Here is a 21,533-nt window from a genome sequence, read left to right on the forward strand (position 1 = left end):
TGTGACGCACCCAACGGATATGCATGAGGTCATCGATTACCTGAATCAAAGTATTGAAGACGATTACTTTTCCAGGTCAGAAAAAAGATCATTAAAAGCGTTGATATCTGACAAACATCTGGATGAACATCAACTCCAGGTATTGAGAAGCAAGGTTTTTGACATCGCCCATGAAAAGGCCAATGCTAAAAACTTCGGTTTGGTCATACAGTGGGTGGAAAACACGATAAAGGCAATAACCGGATCGATAAAACATGATACCTCGGAGGCTTATTTCAGCCCGGGCAAAGCGTGCAGAAGTGCAATAATCCACCAGATCATACAGGCAGTCAAAAAGATAGACATTTGTGTCTTCACCATTAGTGATGATCTGATCGTCAATGCTATACTGTCTGCCCATAAAAAAGGGATTGACATAAAGGTCCTGACCGACGATGATAAAACGAAAGACCTGGGCTCGGATATTGAACAATTGTCAAAAGAAGGAGTAGCGGTTAAAATAGATGATACCCCCAACCATATGCATCATAAATTTATGGTGGTAGATGACCAGACCCTGATCACCGGCAGCTATAACTGGACCAGGAGCGCTGCCAAATATAATTATGAGAACATTCTTCTGACGAAAGACCCGGGAGCGATCAAAGCTTATTTAAATGAGTTTAATAAGCTTTGGAATAGTATGGTGGATTATTGATGGGATGATGATCTCCGGATATAAATAAGCATTGCTTAATCGGGGGGTCATTGACGGAAGGCATAATTTTTCCTGATCAATCATTGCCCCATTAAAGGGAGAGTTGATCAGGAAAAAATAAACAGGCAAAGTGAGGTATGCAGATATCAGTAAAAATAAAACACTATCTGTAACTGTTTAAGCATTGACCAACATGATCATTTTTCGATTAGATCCGTTATAATTTTTTCCAGATCATCTTTATTTCCTTTATACCACTCTAACCATTTGTCCCAGTCCTTTTTACGGCTATTGACTTCCGTAACCTTTATTTTTATGTTTTCTACAGCTTCCATCTCAGGAATTATCTGAATATATTTACCTTTCAAGGTATAGGCCTGGCCCGGAGTCACGTTTTTAAGTTCTATAGGATTCAAACTAAATGAATGCATTTTTTTGTCCTTATCGTAATAATTCAAGGTGATTTCTATAATAACATTCGTTTTTTTGTGTTTGGCTTTTAGCTTTACCGGCGTTAAATTGAAAACGGCATTAGACAGCTCTATGGCCCTGCTGCCTTTGAGTACAGTATGCTCTATGTCGCTCAATTTGAAATCCAGCCGGGTAATGGTAGTGGCTCCCGACATTTTTTCATAAGTGATGGTTTTTATAGCATCGAATTTTTGGATCTCGTAATTAGCTTTTGCAGTCTTCAAAAGACTCACATCAACACCGGATTCTTTCATATACTTTTTTGGATTGTAAAAAAGTTTTGGTGCCAGGTCAATCAAATGGGGAAGCAATGTACCAATGATCAGGGAAGCCCCGAGGGCCTTTTTATCGGGTGAGAAATTTAGCGATTCTTCTATCCCTTTTAAAGTCTCTTTTTTTACATCGTTCCCTACGACTTTGTAAAAAGTGGAAGCTTCCTGCGGCCGGGCCTGATTAAAGGCCAGGAGGCAGCAAAAGAGTGATAGTATGAATTTGATTTTCATGATGTTTAAGTATTTAAGAGTGAGTGTTTATGATATGGTAAAAGGTCTTTGTCGGGCAAAAGTCTGATCAGCTATCCCTCCTAATGAGATCTGAGGGTTACGGTCCGTTGTTTTTTGAGCGATTTTTTCTATGAAGGTTCCATAATCTCCGCTAAATTTTCCATTGTCCCAGACCTCCCGGATGTTTTGTGTGAATTCACTCAGAGGATAACCGGAAATGGCCTGGTCATGGTCTTCACAGGCAGAAAGAGTGATTACATTTGCTTTGCAGACAGGCCTTGGGTGTAGGTCCAGTTGTTGTAAGATGGTTTCATAGAATAGTTTGTTTTGATGAAACACTTCAAATGATTTTTCCTGTTCCAGGTTCTTTGTTAAAGATTCAGAAGGTGTGTTAAAGGATTTGTAGATGGTCCTGTTATGGCAGCTGTCTGTAATGATGAGGACTCTTACCCCTTCGTTAAAAGCACTGAGAAGCCGGTGTATTTCATCATCAATAAGTTGTGCATCGTGGAGGCACCATGTTTCATCCCGGTTATCGTCTTCATCCTTATTATAATCGGGAATGAAAGAGCCATGCCCGGAATAAGTAATGACTACGATGTCCCCTTTTACTGCTTTTGTGGCATAATGTGCAAAGTGCTTATACACATTTTTTCGAGTGGCGTTTTCACTGAGCAACAGTTTTGACTCATACCCTAGTGCACCTAAAACGTCCAGCATATATCTGGCGTCATTTTCGCACGATGACAGCTTGCCATTGCCACCATAGTGCTGCGTGTCTAAAAAGTTAATACCGATGTGTAATGAATATCCATGTGCCATGATCAAAAGATTTTAAAGTAGTTTTTAGTTTTAAATTGGTGGGTGAGTGACTTGGCCGGGGGCCCCGGGTTTATCCACTCTATTGAAATTTTAGCCAACTTTCGGATTACAGACGGAAACATAAATGCCACCACGATGTAGTGCCATTGTTCTTTACCATCAAAGCTGTCTACCAGCACTGGGGTGGCCAGTGAAAATAAAACGATGGCCGCCAGTGTAATGATCCAATAGTCTACAGACCTGGTCAGCCTTACATTACCTCCTAATACTTGCTTCAGGTCTACCCAATGCAATACTTCCTGGATACACGCTCCCAATAGACATAATAAGTATTTCTCCATTTTTCTGTTATTTGATCAGGAGCTAAAATTGGATGGAAATTCGCCCTCATAACATCACCATCAATGGTGATTTTGCTTGTTATGCACTTTTCAATATCTGATAAGGAGCGAGATCAGGGAATTTGTAAATGAAGGGTCACGTTCGTAAAGTCTTGAAGAATGCTTGACTCTCGATAGATTAGTGCAGAGAATTTTGTTTGGTGACCGGACCGGATCAAAGCGATTCTTTGTTAAGCATCAAAATGATATTTTTTGTCAATAGCATATCTCATCAGTTCTCCGCTTCCGCTTAATCCCAGTTTTCGGATCATGTTTTTTCGGTGGGTATCTACGGTGTTTTTACCTATAAATAGCGTTTCGGCAATTTGATTGGAAGTTTTTCCATTCGCAATGAGTTGCAAGATCTCCTTTTCCCTGCGAGATAAGACACTTTTAGAGCTGTTTTTATCAGACGGCGCAAGCGTTACTTTTTTGTCGAAATAAGTCTTTCCTTGTGCTACGGTCCGAATGGCGTCTAACACTATGTCCAGGGTAGAATCTTTCAGAATATAGCCGGAGGCGCCTGCTTCCAGCATCTGTTGTATTGCCTTAGGCTGATCGAACATGGTAAAGGCAATGACCCGGGTGGAGGGGTATTGACGTGTGATGATCCTGGTAGCTTCTATGCCATCCATAACAGGCATCCGGATGTCGCAAAGTACTACCGAAGGTAGCCGGGTCCTGACAAGGTGCAATAGTGCATCCCCGTTATTGGCGCTGCCTATGATCTTGATACCGCTTTCATATTTGGTATAAGACTTAATGCCATCGATCAGTGCCTGATGGTCTTCTGCTATTACTACTTTTATCATGAGGGTAAGTTTATAATAATAGAGGTTCCCTTACTTATAATACTTTCTACTGTTAAGTTTCCACTTAGGTAGCGGACTCTTTTTTGAATGTTCTGCAAGCCCATACCATCGGTGGTATTGTACGGCGTGGACGTATCAAACCCTCTGCCGTTGTCTTCAACGATCAGGTTTAGTGTGTTTTCATGTTGGGTAAATTGAATACTTGCCTGATCAGCCCCGGAGTGCTTGATAATGTTGGTTACCAGCTCTTGCGTGATCCTGAATAGCGTAAGTTCCAGGGAGCCTTCAATACGGTTATCCATACCATGATCGTTCACCTCGATCATCAATCCGTTGGATGAAGATATGTTTTCAGCCATTTTTCTTACCGCAGGCAGTAGTCCTTCTTGTGAAAAAACACCTACGTTCTTGGTATGTGAAATAGTGCGTATCTTTTCGTATACCTGGTCAAGGATTTTATCCGTGTTTTTAAAGGCAAGGTCATTTTTGTCTGTTGGGATATTATTCAAGTGTAGTTTAGCCGTGGCCATCAGGCTCCCAAGGTCATCGTGAAGCTCATTGGCTACACGCAGCCGTTCCTTTTCCTGACCCAGTATCATGGCATCCACATTTGCCAGTTCCTGCTCTTTGAGTAGTGTCATCACCTTTTGCTCCTCGATGTCCTTTTGCTGTTCTGCAAGCTTTTGTTTTTTAATAGTATTTTGCTGGATCAGTACGGCTATAGATCCGCCCAATACCAATACGGAGACTGTTACGATAAGTAAATTCCTCTGTTTCCGGTGCTCTCTGTCAATATCTGCTTTCAGCTTTAAATTCTCTTTCTCTCTTTTTTCCGTTTCATAGATCGTATTGATCTCCGCCACACTGAGGTCGATCTTATTTTGGTATCGCCTGCGCCTTAACTTCATTTCCTTTACTTTATGGTGGTAGGCTGAATCAGGCTTATTCATTGACCTGAGATGTGCGGCCGTCCACTGATGAAAAAGCACCATGTTTTGACCGGTGGTGTCCCTGATAAAGCTTTTTGCATAACAAAGATTGAAGGACGAAGCATCATGGTCTCCCAGAAAATTATAAACAATGCCCTTATTGATCAATAAACCTATTTTCTTTTTCAATGCCCAGTGGGCAGGTTCATACTGTGCATAAAGTGCCAATGACCGATCGTAATAGTCAATGGACTTACGTAGCTTACTGATGTCAGGGTCCGGATGTCCGGCATAAACATCATATTTTACGCCGATCAGTTTGTAGTAATAGGCCAGTGTGATCTTGTTGTCGTGGGCTTTGGCCAGTTCTGCTCCCTGAAATAATTCTTCAATGTAAGGTTTTGAATCGATGAGTGAGCGGGCCCTTATCCTGGCGATCTTGGCACGGTCTTTTTCAAAGTGATCGAACGCAGCGGCGCTGTATTCTTGAATGAGCACTTCCAACAGCGGAAAGTTCTTTTCACGCCTATTGACATGGTCTATCATCCTTTTCAATGCTTCGCAAATGAGGAGAGAGTCACCTATTTTTACTGCAATATCTTTTGCTTTCAGGTGGTGAGTATAAGCGACGGACTCGTCTACATTGCTAGCCAGCAGGAAGTCGCCGTAATACAGGTGAAATATTGAGGACTGAAGCGTAGTGTCATTTTCAAAATGAAGAAGGCTGTCTTTTGGAAAGCCTTCTATTGTGCCGTTGGTGAGATTACTATACTTCCAATGTAATGCTTGTACGGCAGCTCTTTTCGTGGTTATATCATCTCCGTCTTCAAAAAATGTCATTAATCCATTTACATCAAATAAACGAAGCTCATTAACACGGTGCTTGAGTATTTTGTCATCCATACTATTTTGTGAGAATGATATCCCAACAGTAGCGATCAATAGTATGGTGATTATTTTGTTCAATTACATTTAACTGGGAGTGAAGCGAATGTCACATGATCGGTCATTATTAACATCTTCCGTGTAGAAATTAACCATTCCTTCTTCATAGTTTGTAATACAATCTTTAGTATAATCTATTTTAATCCTCAAGGTATGATTATTAATATCAAATGGCTGATCAAATGTCAAAGTTTTTGGGTTGGTATGCTGATCCTGGTTTCTAAAGATATTTAGTTTAACACCCAGATAATGAAGGTTTCCCTCGCCTGAATCAAACTTAATCTTTTCATCGATACTGTCAAGGGCGAAGTTTATAATACCTCCCATAGTTTTGCTTGTAAAGTCTGCGGTTAATTCATTAACGAAACCGCTTGTCAGGTCATGCTTAAATTTTGCTCCTATGGCAAAGGTTGATCCAAGCAAATGGGCATAATAAATACCCTGGTACTTGTCATTATGCTGTTGGTTTAAGCTGAATGTCAGTACTATCTGTCTTCCAGTAGATTTGATCATGGTTTTTATTTGTTTAAATGAATTTTTGAAATTTGAAATTTACTTTATGCGTGTTGTAGTCCTTACGGATTCTTTTTTTGAATATGTCCAAAGACATAAAATAACTATGGACATTTCCTTTGTCCTTTATCAGCAGCCCTACAGGCTCATTTTTTAAATTGAATACTACTGATCCCGAGTCGCCGGGTGCTGCCATGTCAGAAGTCTGTATTAAATTTTTTAACAGAGGTGTTTGGCCCGGTGTTATTCTTTTGGTAGAACAGTCAGACTTTACAGTACCGGTTTTAATGGCTCCTCTATGCGTGTGCGGACTACATATTTTTACTTTATCTCCGGGTGCAGGAAGTGGGCCTATGTTTTTACCTATTTCACAACAGCATATGCTACCCTTAGATACTTTTTTCGCGTCATCAACTTCGATTAAGGCGATATCTGAGAATTCATCGTATTCGTGCCAGTAGAAATGCCCTAACTTATATTCAAGTCTGGTGGGGGAGTACACTGCTGCCCTTTCATTTGACCTTTCAACACCTTTTTTGATAACATGATAAGCCGTTATCACATACCTCGTATCGTCGTCCTCACCTATCAGTACAGCCCCAAACGATCCGTACTTAGTTCTGTCAATGCCGTCATATAGCTTGTGACCCATCATTCTTGGCGAGAATACGCTACAGTTTTCATCGGCTTCATAGATGTGTGACTGATCATCTGAGCTCAATGTTTTTATTAAAACCTTTAAAAGCCTAAGATCATGTTCCAGGTTTTTTTTCGTACTACCTTGTAAGGGCAATTTGTATGCAATGTAGTCTTCCATGACCTCCAGATCGTAGATCTGATCATTCAGCCCTTTTGGGTTTTCTTTTTCCTTATCAAGATCATAGACCCCGACAGAAAGTGAATAATCGTCAGCGTCTTCCTCTCTGACTACCGAAGCATAATCCCAATTAAGATTTTCCATGAGCCGGTCACCTTCTCGGGTAAGAAAGGTTTTGGCGTCTTCTTTTGACACCGTATTTTGTGAAGCCATGAGTTACTATAGAGTTAATGTCTTTATGACCTAAAATTCGCTGAGATCAGCATCACAAAACATACCCAATGGTGGGTATTTTGCTGTTAAAGCAGAGTAGGCATTATCAGTTTCATGAGGACAGTTTTGAAGAAGAATGAGCTTATAACGCTCAAAACAGACTCATTATTCCACCCTTAACTTCGGCCTTTGTTGGGAGTCAGTAGGCACAGAATGTTTGAAAACGAAGTGATTTACACCGATTTGTTAGCTGAAAAATGAAAAAAGAGGAAGAGAAATTTAACAGATGGGACCAGGTCATTTGATGGTATACTGGCGGCCAAGGTATTAGACAACATTTCCAAAAAAGAATTGCCAAAAGTTAAAGATCAGATCGATCTGACTTGATCGAATTTAAGTACTAGGCGCATGGGTTCAGAGATGTGGTTTGGCAAAAAAGAAGCTAACAAACAGTAAGCTCAACGCTGAAACTTTATTATTCATTCACTTTTTGTTGTGGAGGGGTTAACTTTAAAATTGTTAAAGCCATGTGGCTGCTTTAACCGATTTCAATTTAGCAGGATCTTATCTTTCCCATGTGATCTGTGTTATGTTGAAAGGTATAAAAATGACAGGCAGAGATCAGGGTATGAGTCTCTAACCAACGACTATGTGTAAAATGAAACTAATACAGCTGCTTTTGACGTCTACCGTCCTATGGGTTCTTATTTCTTGTAAGGAAGATGATACGCCGGTACAAGATTTTGTAATTGGCGAATGGCAGCCATCAATCGCCTTTGGGGATGGAGATTTTTTTGAATTTAATGATTGTGAGAAGCAAGGGAGAACAATTTTTCAGCCAAATGGCGCCTATTCATTCAGTTCCTACTTAGAAGTATTGGCCGGAGATAATTCTGTGGAATGCAGTCTTAACGGTAGTGGTACAGGGACCTGGTTGAAAAAGGCTGAAAACATGTACACGATAGAGGCGGGCAGTTTGATTGAAACAATAGAAATCATTCCCATTCACGCGGACACTATTCGGTTCAGGGCAGATCAAAATAATTATGCTGACTACAGCAGGCTGTGAATGATACCTATTGTTGAAAGATTTAAATCACTATTTAAAACCAAGAACATAAGGGTTGACGGAAAGTGGTACGGCTTCTATAGATATAGTCATTCCCATTCTGAGCATATAAGAAGCAAAAAAATTGAGTTTGTTGCTCATATCTTATTGATCAAGTCCATGGATTTTATTGGAACGATCAAGGAATCTGAAGAGGGGATCTCAGAACTATCCAATATTTCTGGTCAGATAAGAGGTAATAAGATTGAATTCTCTAAAAAATATGAAAACTTGTATGAGATAGATGAACTTGGAAATCAAACTACCTATGCAGGCCCTCAATATGTATTTTATTCAGGAATCTATGATAATACTAAGGATAGCTTTTTCGGTGAGTGGAGAATACGTACCATTTATGAATATGAAAATGGTAGCAAAGTCACTAATGACACGACTGGATATTGGCAAATGGCAAGAAAAAGTACTGATGTCGTGTGATAAATATTAGTCAGAATTACTAGGATGAACCGGCTTCTTCTACTATTGATAATCCCGATGTTACTCGGCTGTATAAAGGAATTCGACAATCAATTAGTCATAAATGATTTAAGAAAAAAATATCCTGAATTAGAAATGATTAAGATAAATAGTTCGCCATGCGATGGAACATTTGGGGATTGCTATTATGTTAATGTAACCTTTAAGCCGAGCAAATTTGATGATGAAATTGATACTTCCTTTCAATACAACCGAATGGGTAATTCTCATAACGAATTGGCTTTAAATGAAACCTATGGTAATTATGAGACACTCAATGAGGTTGAAAGTTGTATGGTTAATCGCTTGATTGAACGTTCTCCTGAACTATTGTATCCTGGCGTTTGGGGGCTTCACAAAATGATTCGGATTGATTTAACCGAGACAGAGGTAATTTTAGGAGATTCAGACTCAAGCATAACTTTTAATAGTGATAGCACTTTAGTGGAATATGACTCTGGCATAGAGAGAAGCTATACCTGGAAAATAAATGAAAATGCTTTTATTGAGATCCGCGAAATGAAAAGAGAATTTCCTGAAAAATACAAATCATTTCTTAGGCTGGAGCAGATTAAAACGATTGAGAAATTGGACAGTTTAAACCTAATTCTGATAACCTGTCCGAAAGGCGGAGTTCAATATCGATATCACTATATGAAATTCTGAAAATTAAAAACAGCCCAAAAAGTTTCTTGTGTTTCACAAGTGATGGCTAACATCGAGGCCTCCCGATTTTCCGGAGAGCAATTTGGAAATGATCTGTGTGCTCTCAAACTGTTCAAAGAGTATTTTAAGAAATACCGTGATTGGAATAGACATAATCAAGCCTGGAATTCCCCATACATAACCCCAAAGCATCAGCATAATTAAAATGGTGATCACGTTGATTGAAAATGATTTTCCCATAAAAATTGGCTCTAAAACTCCTCCGAACAAGACTTGGACCCCTGTGGTGGTAAGAATGAATAACAATAGTATCGAAGTAGCCTCTATTTCCACAAAAGCAAAAATAGCAAGGAGCACTACTGTGACCACCGAACCAATCATTTGAAGAAAATTGATCGCAAATGCAAACAAACCCCAAAAGATGGGAAAGCTTACGCCAAAACCCCAACAGGCAATCCCAATACCCAAGCCCGTAAATACGCTTACGAAGAACTTTACCTTAATGAATTTAATTAGGCCCTTTTCCACTTGCATGAAGGTTTTGACCGATGAAAATTGTTGTTTCAGAATGGTGTTGTTCAATACCTTTTGCATGTCGATGGAGCCTGCCAGGAGAAGCACTACAAAGAATACCGTGACAAGCGTCATGGATAATGTATTCGTGATGAATCCAATAGTAGGCGCGAAATTTTTGATGATGGTATCCTTTTGAATCAAGGAACCGAGCATGTCTTCTCCTTGTAAAAAATTAATACCGAAGAATGTTTCAACAGTGGCCAAGAGTGTGGTGAGTTTATCTTTTGCCTTATCAAAAAATGCACTGTCAGTTGCTAAAATCTCGCGGCTTGAAAGTTGAATCAACTCCCCGGTTAGTTTAACAAAAATGGCAATGATTAATATAACCATGATAATACTTAAGGTTCCTGGCACACCCTTACTCTTAAACGATCTCATCATGGGCAAGAAAAGCAACGCAATGAACATCGAGGAAAACAAGGGAATGAATATAAAAGAAAGCGTTTTAAGTAAATAAAACACCAGTGGTACCACGAGAATCAACAGTAAGGTATTAGTAGTTTTTCTATCGTTCATTGCTTATAAAATTGGATCATTAAAGAGAAGTAATGCTCTTTCGTTTCGCGTGCAAGTTACTTCCATGATCATTATTACGGTAAAAAGAAATGAAAATTCCTCATATACCTTTAAAAAGTGCACCACCAGTTGCCCGGCTGATTAAAAAATAAACAAACCATCACTTGTGTTTCACAAGTGATGGCTATCGTCGAGGCCTCCGGCATACATATATGAATATTTGTTGGTTCCAGACCTTCGATATTATTTCGGCAGCCATCTGTGATCTGTCGTGCAGGGCTTGAATAAATACGTTGGGTCAATGGTAGCCTGGATTTGAATTACAGGAAGTGATCAAAGATAGGAGAACCGGGCCTGCGGGGGCATTCAATACCCGTAGTGGAATTTTCAAAACGGAAACGGTGACCTGTATACGGTATCTACCTCAAGCTATTCCAATGGCTTCAGCCAGTCTACAAAGCCGGCAGGCATAATTAGGATACCTGCCGGTACTACAGCGTTCGATCCGGAGTATTTTTTTAGTACCGATGACGCAGAGAACGGAGGTAAATTGACCCATGCCATTTACATTGGCGATGGAAAACTATTCGCCACCGTTACTACAAAAGAACATACCATTGATGACCGCCGGCAAGATACTAATTTGCGTCTGGCCATTGTTGACCTTACTGCCGAAACCATTACGCTTGTGGCAAATGCTCCTGAATTTTCAGGAAACGGAGGAAGAAGTTTTGCCGCTTTTTTAGAGGACGGAAAAGTATACTCTGCCATTGCGGATGAGCAAGGTGTAGTGAATATCTACCAGACTGACGTGGCTACGGCTACGCCTACCAAAGGAGCCGTAGTAGAGGCAACCTTTGTAGGCGGAATTACGAAATTACAATAGTGAACTAACCTTCATCAAAGGGCCCCTGGACGGTTATTTCCCATGAACCGGAGCATAATAATTTTTTAAAAGTTACCCAGGGGCCCTTTCTATGAAAGTTATTTTCATCTGCCAACAATGATCCCGTTAAACAAAAGCAACGTTCTCCAAATAGGGAAATTACTGTAGCTTTCAGGTGCCGGACCCTTCCAAATGCCTGTCAAAGAAGGTGATATGAATGTTTCGGAGTAATTTTAACCTTCCCACCCCAAATTCATGCTAACTTAATTCGCTCAACATCATTCCGGCAAAAGTCAGCGCCAGGAAAAAACCGAACATATCCGTTACGGTAGTCAAAATTGGTCCCGAGGCCAATGCAGGGTCCACTTTCATGCGCTTTAATACGAGAGGGATCGTCCCGCCCAATGATACTGCTACTACTGTATTAATCGTTAGTGCGCCACCTACCACTAACCCAAGGTAGACGTTACTTTTCCATAACCAGGCGGCTATCCCTATCAGCAGTCCTAGTACAAGTCCGTTCAACAGTCCAACGGAGGCTTCCTGTAGCCAGACCCTGAACACTTCAAAAGGTTTGACCACTCCCAGCGATAATTCCCTCAGGCTCACTGCCACCGCTTGATTTCCCGAGCACCCGCTCATGTCTGATATGATCGGCAGAAAAACGGCGAGCGCGATCACAGAAGAAAGTGTTTCCTGGTAAAAAGCTATAATACTGGCGGCCATGATATTCAAAAGTATATTAACACTTAGCCAGGACAGACGCCTTCTCGAACGGACCATAATAGGCATGGTTCTAAGCTCCTCACCTCCCACAATCCCTTGTGTTTCCAGGTGTTCTACGTTGGCTATTTCCGCTTCTGTTTCACGGATATGTTTCCTCAATACCACGCCTAGCAATTCGTTCTTACTGTTAAGCACGGGTACACCATAAAAATCGTACGTGTCAAAGAAACTGATGAGTGCTTCCAGCGAATCATCGTCCTGTACCGTACGTGCATTGCTCAGTACGATTTTCGATAAAGAAGTGTTCGGTTGAGAAAGCAATAGATCACGCATCCGGAGCACACCCACAAACCTGCTTCCGGAGGTGACATAGATATATTGCAGGTTATAGTCCTCATATTTCTTAGCATTTTCCCGTAGATCATTGGTAACGTCACCCACTACAGATGATTCATCAAACGAAAGAAACTCTGTGATCATTAATCCCCCTGCACAGTCAGGATCATACCGGATAAGTTTTCGTATATTCTCAGCCTCTTCAGGCGGCATTTCTTCTATGATGGCCTCAGCATCAGCATCGTCCATCTCGCTTAGAAAGTCAGCCTGATCGTCACTTCTCATTTCTGAGATAATCGCCGCTGCTTCTTTAGAGCTTAGTTCCTCAAGCAGTCTGAACGCCTGTACCCAGGGGATATCGTCCATCACTTCGGCAGCATCTTCAGGCTGTAATAAGGTCAGCAGTTTGAGCCGGCGCTCACTATCAAGGTGACTCACCGCACCCACAATATCTTCAGACTTGAGTTCGTCGAGGTAATTCTTTACTTCTGCTGCCGAATTAATATCGATCAAACTTTTAAGGTTTTCCCAGGGGCGATTTTCGTGCATAATAATCTGGTTGATTTTGTTACTTCTTAAAAGCCAGGTTGAAATTTAGGTATGATTTAACCCTGGTACAAGCAAATGCCTTTCCTTTCAGAGGCCGAAATAAACATTTGGTCCCACAGCACTATTTTCCGCGGAGATATGTGGTTTTTAAACAGGCATGCGATTAATGGCCGAATACCTGGTTCATAGGTTTAAACTATATTTTGGATTTAGCTTTTTACCCGGCGATAACCGAAAACAATGGAAGCTGCTTCATTTTATTTCAAATCATGCCATGCAAGAAATGTGTTATGTTATAGCATTTCATCTGCTGACTTGTCAAACCTATTGGGGCTTTTTTAGATTGAGCCGGTTTTAAGCTTTTGGCTGGCAAAGGGATAAGGAATGTCCGGCACCTTATCCGTCTTCTGTCCACTAATTGGAAGAGAGCTTAAGCAGAAACCTGGGCAACAGTGACTTCCTCCTATCACCTGATCATATCAAAAATACAACAAAGTGACGCTTGTTTTCCAGGCTTGATAGTACATTAGTTACGATAATCAATCAGTTTTTCCTGGATCTGTTTCCTGGCGTGAAATATCCTGTTTTTCACCGTGCCGATAGGAACATTGAGCTCATCCGCAATCTCATGGTATTTATAACCTTCCGTATAAAGCTTGAAAGGAATGAGTAACACGTCTTTGATCTCATTCATGCATGTGTTAATATCATTGTATTCATAATTACCATCGGGGGTACTAAACGTGTGATTATCCGGTACATTAAGATAGTAGCTGTCCTTGGTGTCATCTAAAAAGGTCTTACCCTTTTGCATCTTGCGGTAGTTGTTAATGAACGTATTGCGCATAATGGTGAACAGCCAACCCTTGAGATTTGTGTTTTGTTTGAATTTATTGCGATAGGTAAGCGCCTTCAACATAGTCTCCTGGATCAGATCGTCTGATTCTTCCTGTTGATTCGTGAACCGTTTAGTAAACAACTCTAATGTATCATGCAGCGAAGCAATTTTCTGATCAAATTCTTCCATTTTCATATCCCTTGGTTTTATGGTGACAATTAGTAGTCTAACAAATATTGAGATTGACCGCGCCCTTTTGCTAAGTGTAAACCTTTAAATAGAGATATAAGTATATCACCTATGTTAAAGAGGCTTACGAAGTAATTTAGGTCTTTTATGTGTAGAGCGCTGGTAAGCCCGGCCTTGTTTTATAAGAGTAAGTAGTAGGTTTCAGCTAAGGGTGGAGTAAGGGAAAACCCTGAGTCATCGTATAGTATTGACCTGATAAACAGGGACTTCACATAATTCATGATGGTCTTTATTAAAGTTAAGGGTCATTAGAAGGCCCTAAAAATTCCTGCTTCCTCAGTTTCTTGCAGAGGACTGAGGAGGAAAAATCAAACAAAAAAGCCCGGCCGATAATACGACCAGACTTTTACCCCCTTCTCCACAAAATCAACTTTATCTTTATCGGACCACTACCCGCTTAGTCTTTTGAACGTTTCCTACACTAATCTGTGCCATATATATGCCTGCCTCCATTTTACCATCAAGTGCCAGTGTAGATGAATAACCTTTCGCGGTAGTTTCGTATACTACAGTGCCTTCTAAACTAGTGATGTTGATCACTACTTCCTCTGTGCTGTCCGTACCGGTGATTTCCCAGGTTAACGTAATGGTATTCTCTTTGGCCTCAGCCTGAAAGTGCTCTACTGAAGTGGGTTGGGTTAAGCTGTTTACATTCGCTTTAACAGAAGTTAAACTTACTATCATCAGGGCGGCTATTATTAGTATATTTTTCATCTTACTCTCTGTTTCGTTTCTTTCAAATCAACAATACAAAGATAGGGTACAGCGTATGGCTATATAAGAGCTAAAAAGCGTAATTTTTACTAAGCGGTTTTGCTTAGGCGGTGCTACTGTAGATTACCGGAAAGGCCTTATTTCGGTATTAAACGAGGCTTTTTTTATTGAACTGGTCGTCGGTTAAGCGCAGCGTTCCTACGACCTACAACCTGGATAGAGCGTCCGCTCGGGCTTCATTTACGGCATTATTTTCTATAGCTATGGACTAAGGTGAATATTCCGGATATCTCCTTCCGGAGCGTATTTAGCAAAGCGTAATGCGTTCCCATTTTCTTTTAAGATCGAACATTTAGCATTTGTAATGCGCATATTCTTGGTGAACTTATTTTGGATAGTTTTTATGATAAAACATTGCGGTATCATACCCCGAAAGCTACCTCTAAAGTACACCCGGATTACAAATCCTATTCCTAAATCAGCACGCATGGCGCTGTCGCTATATGCGCGCCAGGGGGTGAAAGATGACATTTGAAGTCTTAATTACTAAAACCGGCCTGAGGCCTAATTGATAGTCGTCACTCGGAAACCCGAGCGACTGAGAGGGCGTGTCAGGGGGTCAAAAATAAAACTTCAGACTTACTTCTTACCCCCCAAAAACTTCTCCAGCATCGCTACTTTTTCGTCTTTCTCTTTGAGCAGCTCCCGATACAACTTTTCGTTTTTCTCGATGGTCTCCATCAACTTATCCAAAGGATTGAAAGTACATTCTCGATAATATCCAAATCCATTACCATGAACAGCACCATGATTTGTTGTAACAATATTATACACTGCTGCATTCTCATCCAGGTTTTTAATGGCGTCACCAGTTACCCCCATCGCCTTAGCCACCTTTTCCAGTTGTTCATCGTCCACCTCTTCGCTGGATTCGATGTTAGATACGGTCTGCTGGCTCATGTCCATTTTTTCGGCTAAGTCATCCTGCGTTAAGTTTAGCAACTCTCGCATGTGTCTCACCTTTCTTCCCATGTGTTTGGGGCGGGGTTTTGTTGTGTGTTCCATAAATCAAATATATTAACTCGGGTGCTAGTTACAAAGGCGCTCGCCTTTCTTGGTAAAAATACCCATAATGGCTGGTAAAATTACCATTCAATTACCAATGAAAATGGTGCAATACAAAGGGTGTGTTAATGTACTTAGCGTTCACCGAAAGCAAGTAATAACCCGAAAAAAGAACGCCATGGACACACCCACACCCGAACGATATGATCAGCTTTATAAAGCAGTATGCGCCGGTGAGACGGAAAGTATTTTCAAATGCCTGGAAAAAATAGAATCTGCGAAAGTACGTACCCGTATCATCTCATTGATTTTTGACGACACCTGTCTGTATCAGCTGGCACAATGTGCGACGACCTACAACCTGGATAGAGCGTCCGCTCGGGCTTCATTTACGGCATTATTTTCTATCTGTGGACTAAGGTGAATATTCCGGATATCTCCTTCCGGAGCGTATTTAGCAAAGCGTAATGCGTTCCCATTTTCTTTTAAGATCGAACATTTAGCATTTGTAATGCGCATATTCTTGGTGAACTTATTTTGAATGGTTCTGATGGTAAAACATTGCCGTATCATACCCCAAAAGCTACCCCTAAAGTACACCCGGATTACAAATCCTATCCCTAAATCAGCACGCATGGCGCTATCGCTATATGCGCGCCAGGGGGTGAAAGATGACATTTGAAGTAACCGGCCGGAGGCCTAATTGATAGTCGTCACTCGGAAACCCGAGCGACTGAGAGGATCAAATTTACAAAACCATAAGTTGGTATCACAGTAACATTTTATTGGTGATGGATAGTTTCTTCAGCTCCGGGGCATGAAGCACAACAACCGTATAAACACCATTCCACTTTCAAACACTTACAAACGTTTCCTCTTTAAAGTTAAACAGTCTAATTTTCTTCTAAGATCGAACATGCAGCATTTCTAATTCGCATATTTTTACTTCACGCCCCCCTCAAACCTTCTCAATCCCTTCAATCTTCTCCTTGCAAAGCCTCTCCGTAAGCCCTTTTAACCGCTCCACCTTCTCCGCCAGGTAGTCCAGCTCCTCTTTAGAAATACTATACTCATCCATCTTATAGCGGGCGTCTACGTAGGCCCTTCGAAGCAACTCAAAAAGCCGTTTTTCTTCATCGGTGGAGTGGGGGAATACCGCAAAACGAGGGTCACAGTTTTTTACCCGCAGGTCCAGCCGCTCCAGGTCATGCTCTTTGGGGCGGTAGTCTGTGTAGACCAGCAGGATGGTGGTGTAGTAGCGTTCGGTGGCTTGATGAAGGTCGAAGGCTGCCTCATTTAAAAGTATCTGATCAAAACTGAATTGGTACTTTTTGAATGCATTGTTCCCATTGGTATACCACTGATCAAAATACCCCTGCGCCTTTTGCCGGGCCTCTTCCGCGGTGAGCTTCTTAGGGTTTTGCAAGTGTACCTTGCCGGTATCATACAGTACAATGCCTTCCTTTTTAATGTCCTTGAAGAAGTAGTTGCCCTGCATCAGGGACTGGTTCAGGTGCTTGCCGGAGTGGAAGATGAGGCTGACGGGTGTTTTCACGATGCCTGTATCCCGTAAGACCTCGTTCACTTTAGTTTCTATTTTCAGGTGGCACTTCAGGTCGTCATGGAGGGTGACTACCAGCAGGTCATAGTCGCTTTTGTATTCGTAGAGGATGCCTTTTTCCACGTAGGTGTCTTCCACATACTCGCCCCGGGCATAGCTGCCGAAGAGGATCACCATTTCTACTTTTTTCATGCTGCTGAGCAGCTTGGTGATGTTCTGTAGTTCTTCCTGTTTGATAAGGGGTAATTTCTGTAATGCTTCGTTCACGGGAGTAAGATAAAAGTGTCCTTTCCTGGCACTAAATATAGGTCAATATTTCGTGGATTTAAAAAGCCCTAAGGATGAAGGGAGTAGGTATTGTGCCTGAAAAAAATGGTCTAATGGTGTGGTGAAATGCACGCTTATTTTGTACATAGATCCTGTCAACACATCTGACTCTTCATGATCTAATTGCGCTGAATGAAGGGCAGAGCGAGGCGCTGGTCATCTACCTGCCAGGCCATGTCACCTATGTAGGCAGAGGGCATAGAGAGTAAATTGAAGTACTAAAAACACATTCACATGGAAAAATAGCCGGGCGCAAAACGCTAAAAAATAGTACTTAAAATTTCAATGATTGCATTTAGGAAAGATCACAAGACAAAAACGCTGTACAAAATCACTAAAGGTCGGTACAGAATCATTTTCAGTCACTAAAAAATCATTCCAGGCCACATGAAAATCGTTCCAGGTCACATGAAAATCATTCCAAGTCACCAAGAAATGACAAAAGCACATCAAAAAACCATTCCGGGCCGCCTGAAAATCACTCCAGGCCACCGGGAAACCACAGCAGGTCATAAGAAAATGACACTCCACCGGAAAAGAACGGTAAAACGGCAGGCAGTTATGGCAGAAGTACATCGCTAATGAATTTCATCACTGCTTGAGGCCTCAAAAACCATCAACCATTATTTTTTAACCCTTAATGATCCATTTATGAACAACAACACATTAGAAAGTAAGCTGCTGGGTAGCGTGAAGCCATCTCCCTATCGTGTGTCGGGAGTGTGCTATTCTATGCTTACCCATGGAGGAGGGCTTCTTTCTAAGGGTGTCATCACTATACCGGTTATGCAAATAGGTAGATTTGGAGCAGGAAAGGTACGGCCATCTCTTTGAACGGGGAGATTGCCGCGCCTTGCCTCACGCATGGCCCCCCAAAGGCTCGCAATGTCGATCTGTAGTTATAGCTAAGTCTGTCTTAAGCCAGTTGGATAGGAATAAGAAGATAAACTTCCTACAGGTCGTCTTTTGCGAACCCCGAGCGTGGGCTAGCGGGTAGCGTGAAGCAATCTCCTTCTCGTGTGTCGGGAGTGTGCTATTCTATGCTTACCCATGGAGGAGGGCTTCTTTTTCTATCTTAGAGCTTCATCACAATACTGGTTAGGCAAATGGGTAGGTTTGGAGTGGGAAAGGTACAGCCATCTCTTTGAACGGGGAGATTGCCGCGCCTTTCCTCACACATGGCCCACCAAAAGGCTCGCAATGTCGATCTGTAGTTATAATTAAACCTGTCTTATGCCAGTTTGAGTTAAGGACCGCCCCTTCTTGAGCTGCATTTAGCAAAGCGTAATGCGTTCCTATTTTCTCTGACCTGGTCGTAGGTTAAGCACAGCGTTCCTACGACCTATAACCGGATAGAGCGTCCGCTCGGGCTTTATTTAAGGCAGCATTTTCTATCTGTGGACCGAAGTGAATATTCCGGATATCTCTATGATGTGATTACCCGAGGCACCATTCGGGTTTACTTCCTTTCGATAGGGTTTTTACCTTATCATGTGGATGGACCTAACGGATAGTCTTGGTAACAGCAACTCCGAAGCACAGCCAGGCTAACACGGTGGTTATGGTGAGAAAATTGAAAAGCCTGAAAAGTTTGTTATACGCCTTTTCCGATACCATCTAAACCTCTACCTAAAGAACTTCTTTAACATAAAAAAACACAGCCCTTCCGGGCTGTGCTCTAATCAAACTATATTTCTCAACTTACTATTTCACCGTTATCTTGTATTGTGGCGTGGGATTCAAAGGGCAGAAGTATACGTATTCCCCTTTTTCCAGTGTTACCTCACCTGAAGTAGCAGATTGTCCGTCTTTAATGGTCTCCGACAAGTACGCGCTCTTTACATGATGCTCCTGATCGGTTTTACCTGCAGGGGCAATAACAAACCCTACTTCATGATCTACACCGGCATTTTTCACGTCGAATACATAAGGTTTGCCAGCTTTAAGGGTTAACTCCGTTTTAGAAAACTCACCGGGAGTTTGCTCCAGTTTTACCGTTTTTGCTTTTTGACCGAAACTTACAGAGCTTATTAAAAGTGCCATTCCGAAAACAGCGATAGTCATTAATCTTTTCATTCCTAAATTATTTTTGATTGTGTTTAATATAGGTGTCGTCGTTTATTTGGACGACACCCTGTTTGATATAAATGATTTACTTGTATTTAAACAGCAGCTTCTGATAAAGCCGGTGCAGCAGGGAAGTCAACAGGTATCTGAGTGGCACCGTGCAGGAAGTTGCTTACTACTTTATCTCCTATCACAATGATGGCATCTACCAGGTTTTCTTTAGTATACCCTGCAGCCAGGAAGTTGTCCACAGTACCCTGATCAGGCTTGCTTCTGTTGATGGTGATATCTTTTACAAATTTAGCCAGCGCATCCAGTTTTGCATCAAATGAAGCCTCTCCTGATCTGATCTCAAGGATCTGATCATCCGAAAAACCATTCATTTTACCCAGTGCAGTATGAGCGGCCAAGCAATAAGCACATTCGTTCACCTGGCTTACTACCAGGTTGATCACTTCTCTTTCTTTAGCAGATAGCGAGCTTTTACGGTTTTGAAACGTAAGGTAATCGCCTAGTGCGGTATCACTGTGTGCAAAAGTTGCGAAAAGGTTAGGTACAAAACCTAGTCCTTTTTGTAAGTTGTCGAAAATAGCCTGGTTACTTTCGCTTACTTCTTCTCGAGTAGGGACATTAAAAGTTGCCATAATTTTATATTGTTTTTTGTTTTCGTTTTTAATTACAATACAATTTTACGGCAGCCTTGAGTGGTGGTGAGGGTCAGCACTTCCCTTCTTAGTGTCAATTCTTCCCTTTGTTAACTTTTTATCTCAAGTTTGAACTGTTGCGGTGTCAGCGTGGTGACTTTTTTAAACAGTTTATGGAACGAACCGACTTCATCAAAGCCTAATTCAAAGGCAATTTCCTTGACTGTTTTGTCTGTGTAGATAAGCAGACGCTTTGCCTCCAGCACTATTCGCTCATGAATGATCTGCAACGGGGAACGCTGCTCGTACTTGGCAAACAGGTTGGAGATTGTTTTAGGAGACTTAAAAAGCATTTCCGCATAATCACTGACATGACGTTTTTCACGAAAGTGGACGTCCACATAAACGTTAAACTTCCTGATAATGTCAATTTGCTTGTCATCCAGCTCTTTCGTGATCAATTGTTCTTTTGCCAGCCGTGTCACTTTTATAATAAGTCGTTTTAATAAACTTCTCAGCATTTCGCCCTGTACCGTGTCACGGGTTTTAAATTCATCCAGGAAAACGGTGTAAAGGTTTTCAAACTTGTTTTGCTCAGAGTCATCCAGCGTAATAACGGGTGTTTCTTGTGTACCAAAGAATATGATGCCATTGCAAGACACCTCATGATCATGATCCTGAATGCAATAAAATTCACGATTAAAAGCAAACACAGTAAGTGCTTCAGCGCCTTTTTCAAAACTAAGCCTTTGCAGGTAAGTACTGGTAGTGAGCTGGTTCGGTTTAAGCACATGCGGAATAGCGTCGATATAGATCAATCGATCTGAAGAAGACCGGTTCCAGATGATATTGATGAGCCCTTTATGCGCCAGAAATTCGTATTGATCTTCAGCATAATGGTCGCTCATACCAAAAAAGGAGGATAATTCTTTGCCCTGAAAAGAGTAGGTCATGTATAGAAGGCTTGTTCTCCTCAAAAGTGCCAAACGAAATACACATTAAAAAGGGTTCTTGAAAGTGCAGCGGGTTTTGTCATAGGTTTTACCTTTTGAAATGACTTCCTATGGTAGGATCATGATGGGTCAACGTGTCATGGGCAGATCATAATCATCTAAGATTAAAGGCT

At 41.4% G+C, this 21,533-nt stretch carries 24 protein-coding genes and 1 pseudogene; 8 read left to right on the forward strand and 17 right to left on the reverse strand.

Annotated elements, in window-relative coordinates; genetic code table 11:
- The first annotated feature begins 1 nt into the window (after position 1).
- A complete protein-coding gene (locus tag FNH22_RS12800) occupies positions 2-697 on the forward strand; it encodes a phospholipase D-like domain-containing protein (protein ID WP_143398780.1) in 696 nt (231 codons plus the stop codon).
- A gap of 197 nt (positions 698-894) precedes the next feature.
- Here the strand turns inward: FNH22_RS12800 and FNH22_RS12805 are convergent, their stop codons facing one another.
- From FNH22_RS12805 to FNH22_RS12835, 7 genes are all read right to left on the reverse strand, one after another.
- Entirely contained in the window at positions 895-1,671 is a 777-nt protein-coding gene (locus FNH22_RS12805; RefSeq protein WP_143398781.1) for a hypothetical protein, read from the reverse strand.
- 27 nt (positions 1,672-1,698) lie between these two features.
- The gene (locus tag FNH22_RS12810) at positions 1,699-2,493 is read right to left on the reverse strand and encodes a caspase family protein (protein ID WP_143398782.1); all 795 of its coding nucleotides are present in this window, start codon (positions 2,491-2,493) and stop codon (positions 1,699-1,701) included.
- A gap of 2 nt (positions 2,494-2,495) precedes the next feature.
- On the reverse strand, positions 2,496-2,834 hold the full coding sequence (locus FNH22_RS12815) for a hypothetical protein (protein WP_143398783.1): 339 nt from the start codon (positions 2,832-2,834) through the stop codon (positions 2,496-2,498).
- 230 nt (positions 2,835-3,064) lie between these two features.
- Positions 3,065-3,685 (reverse strand): response regulator transcription factor, encoded by a 621-nt coding sequence (locus FNH22_RS12820; RefSeq protein WP_143398785.1) that lies wholly within the window; start codon positions 3,683-3,685, stop codon positions 3,065-3,067.
- Positions 3,682-5,580 (reverse strand): sensor histidine kinase, encoded by a 1,899-nt coding sequence (locus FNH22_RS12825; protein WP_143398786.1) that lies wholly within the window; start codon positions 5,578-5,580, stop codon positions 3,682-3,684. Before FNH22_RS12825 ends, FNH22_RS12820 begins: the two co-directional genes overlap by 4 nt.
- A gap of 6 nt (positions 5,581-5,586) precedes the next feature.
- Positions 5,587-6,072 carry a hypothetical protein gene (locus FNH22_RS12830; RefSeq protein WP_143398787.1) on the reverse strand — a complete coding sequence of 162 codons (486 nt, stop codon included), beginning with the start codon at positions 6,070-6,072 and terminating at the stop codon, positions 5,587-5,589.
- Positions 6,073-6,085: 13 nt separating this feature from the next.
- The gene (locus tag FNH22_RS12835; RefSeq protein ID WP_143398788.1) at positions 6,086-7,102 is read right to left on the reverse strand and encodes a serine protease; all 1,017 of its coding nucleotides are present in this window, start codon (positions 7,100-7,102) and stop codon (positions 6,086-6,088) included.
- Positions 7,103-7,760: 658 nt separating this feature from the next.
- Between FNH22_RS12835 and FNH22_RS12840 the strand changes: the two genes are divergently transcribed.
- From FNH22_RS12840 to FNH22_RS12850, 3 genes are read left to right on the forward strand one after another with little or no spacing between them, the layout of a single operon-like run.
- Positions 7,761-8,171 carry a lipocalin family protein gene (locus FNH22_RS12840; protein ID WP_143398789.1) on the forward strand — a complete coding sequence of 137 codons (411 nt, stop codon included), beginning with the start codon at positions 7,761-7,763 and terminating at the stop codon, positions 8,169-8,171.
- Positions 8,172-8,648 (forward strand): hypothetical protein, encoded by a 477-nt coding sequence (locus FNH22_RS12845; RefSeq protein ID WP_143398790.1) that lies wholly within the window; start codon positions 8,172-8,174, stop codon positions 8,646-8,648.
- A 57-nt stretch (positions 8,649-8,705) separates the two neighbouring features.
- Positions 8,706-9,353, forward strand: coding sequence for a hypothetical protein (locus tag FNH22_RS12850; protein ID WP_143398791.1), 648 nt, complete (start codon positions 8,706-8,708; stop codon positions 9,351-9,353).
- 33 nt (positions 9,354-9,386) lie between these two features.
- Here the strand turns inward: FNH22_RS12850 and FNH22_RS12855 are convergent, their stop codons facing one another.
- Positions 9,387-10,445: an AI-2E family transporter gene (locus FNH22_RS12855; RefSeq protein WP_143398792.1), complete on the reverse strand. Its 1,059-nt coding sequence runs from the start codon at positions 10,443-10,445 to the stop codon at positions 9,387-9,389.
- Between the two features lie 400 nt (positions 10,446-10,845).
- Between FNH22_RS12855 and FNH22_RS12860 the strand changes: the two are divergent.
- A pseudogene (locus tag FNH22_RS12860) lies at positions 10,846-11,331 on the forward strand (DUF4374 domain-containing protein); the annotation flags it as partial.
- A gap of 258 nt (positions 11,332-11,589) precedes the next feature.
- Here FNH22_RS12860 and mgtE read toward each other — a convergent pair.
- From mgtE to FNH22_RS12885, 5 genes are all read right to left on the reverse strand, one after another.
- Positions 11,590-12,942: a magnesium transporter gene (mgtE, locus tag FNH22_RS12865; protein ID WP_143398795.1), complete on the reverse strand. Its 1,353-nt coding sequence runs from the start codon at positions 12,940-12,942 to the stop codon at positions 11,590-11,592.
- Between the two features lie 526 nt (positions 12,943-13,468).
- Complete coding sequence (locus FNH22_RS12870; protein ID WP_143398796.1) at positions 13,469-13,975, reverse strand: sigma-70 family RNA polymerase sigma factor; 507 nt, start codon at positions 13,973-13,975, stop codon at positions 13,469-13,471.
- 432 nt (positions 13,976-14,407) lie between these two features.
- Entirely contained in the window at positions 14,408-14,743 is a 336-nt protein-coding gene (locus FNH22_RS12875; RefSeq protein ID WP_143398798.1) for a T9SS type A sorting domain-containing protein, read from the reverse strand.
- A 261-nt stretch (positions 14,744-15,004) separates the two neighbouring features.
- Positions 15,005-15,274, reverse strand: coding sequence for a hypothetical protein (locus FNH22_RS12880; RefSeq protein ID WP_143398799.1), 270 nt, complete (start codon positions 15,272-15,274; stop codon positions 15,005-15,007).
- 108 nt (positions 15,275-15,382) lie between these two features.
- On the reverse strand, positions 15,383-15,808 hold the full coding sequence (locus tag FNH22_RS12885; protein ID WP_143398801.1) for a helix-turn-helix domain-containing protein: 426 nt from the start codon (positions 15,806-15,808) through the stop codon (positions 15,383-15,385).
- Positions 15,809-15,875: 67 nt separating this feature from the next.
- Between FNH22_RS12885 and FNH22_RS12890 the strand changes: the two genes are divergently transcribed.
- Complete coding sequence (locus tag FNH22_RS12890; RefSeq protein ID WP_143398803.1) at positions 15,876-16,232, forward strand: hypothetical protein; 357 nt, start codon at positions 15,876-15,878, stop codon at positions 16,230-16,232.
- A gap of 534 nt (positions 16,233-16,766) precedes the next feature.
- Here FNH22_RS12890 and FNH22_RS12895 read toward each other — a convergent pair.
- Positions 16,767-17,636, reverse strand: a complete 870-nt coding sequence (locus FNH22_RS12895) for a HEPN domain-containing protein (protein ID WP_143398805.1) — start codon at positions 17,634-17,636, stop codon at positions 16,767-16,769.
- A 495-nt stretch (positions 17,637-18,131) separates the two neighbouring features.
- Between FNH22_RS12895 and FNH22_RS32025 the strand changes: the two genes are divergently transcribed.
- Positions 18,132-18,278, forward strand: coding sequence for a hypothetical protein (locus FNH22_RS32025; protein WP_185154209.1), 147 nt, complete (start codon positions 18,132-18,134; stop codon positions 18,276-18,278).
- A gap of 69 nt (positions 18,279-18,347) precedes the next feature.
- The gene (locus tag FNH22_RS12900) at positions 18,348-18,530 is read left to right on the forward strand and encodes a hypothetical protein (protein ID WP_143398806.1); all 183 of its coding nucleotides are present in this window, start codon (positions 18,348-18,350) and stop codon (positions 18,528-18,530) included.
- A gap of 870 nt (positions 18,531-19,400) precedes the next feature.
- Here FNH22_RS12900 and FNH22_RS12905 read toward each other — a convergent pair.
- The 3 genes from FNH22_RS12905 to FNH22_RS12915 form a co-directional block, all read right to left on the reverse strand.
- Entirely contained in the window at positions 19,401-19,772 is a 372-nt protein-coding gene (locus tag FNH22_RS12905; protein ID WP_143398807.1) for a cupredoxin domain-containing protein, read from the reverse strand.
- A gap of 86 nt (positions 19,773-19,858) precedes the next feature.
- On the reverse strand, positions 19,859-20,407 hold the full coding sequence (locus FNH22_RS12910; RefSeq protein ID WP_143398808.1) for a carboxymuconolactone decarboxylase family protein: 549 nt from the start codon (positions 20,405-20,407) through the stop codon (positions 19,859-19,861).
- 110 nt (positions 20,408-20,517) lie between these two features.
- Complete coding sequence (locus FNH22_RS12915) at positions 20,518-21,360, reverse strand: helix-turn-helix domain-containing protein (RefSeq protein WP_143398809.1); 843 nt, start codon at positions 21,358-21,360, stop codon at positions 20,518-20,520.
- Positions 21,361-21,533: the final 173 nt, after the last annotated feature.

This window comes from Fulvivirga sp. M361 (assembly GCF_007097395.1).
Lineage (GTDB): Bacteria > Bacteroidota > Bacteroidia > Cytophagales > Cyclobacteriaceae > Fulvivirga.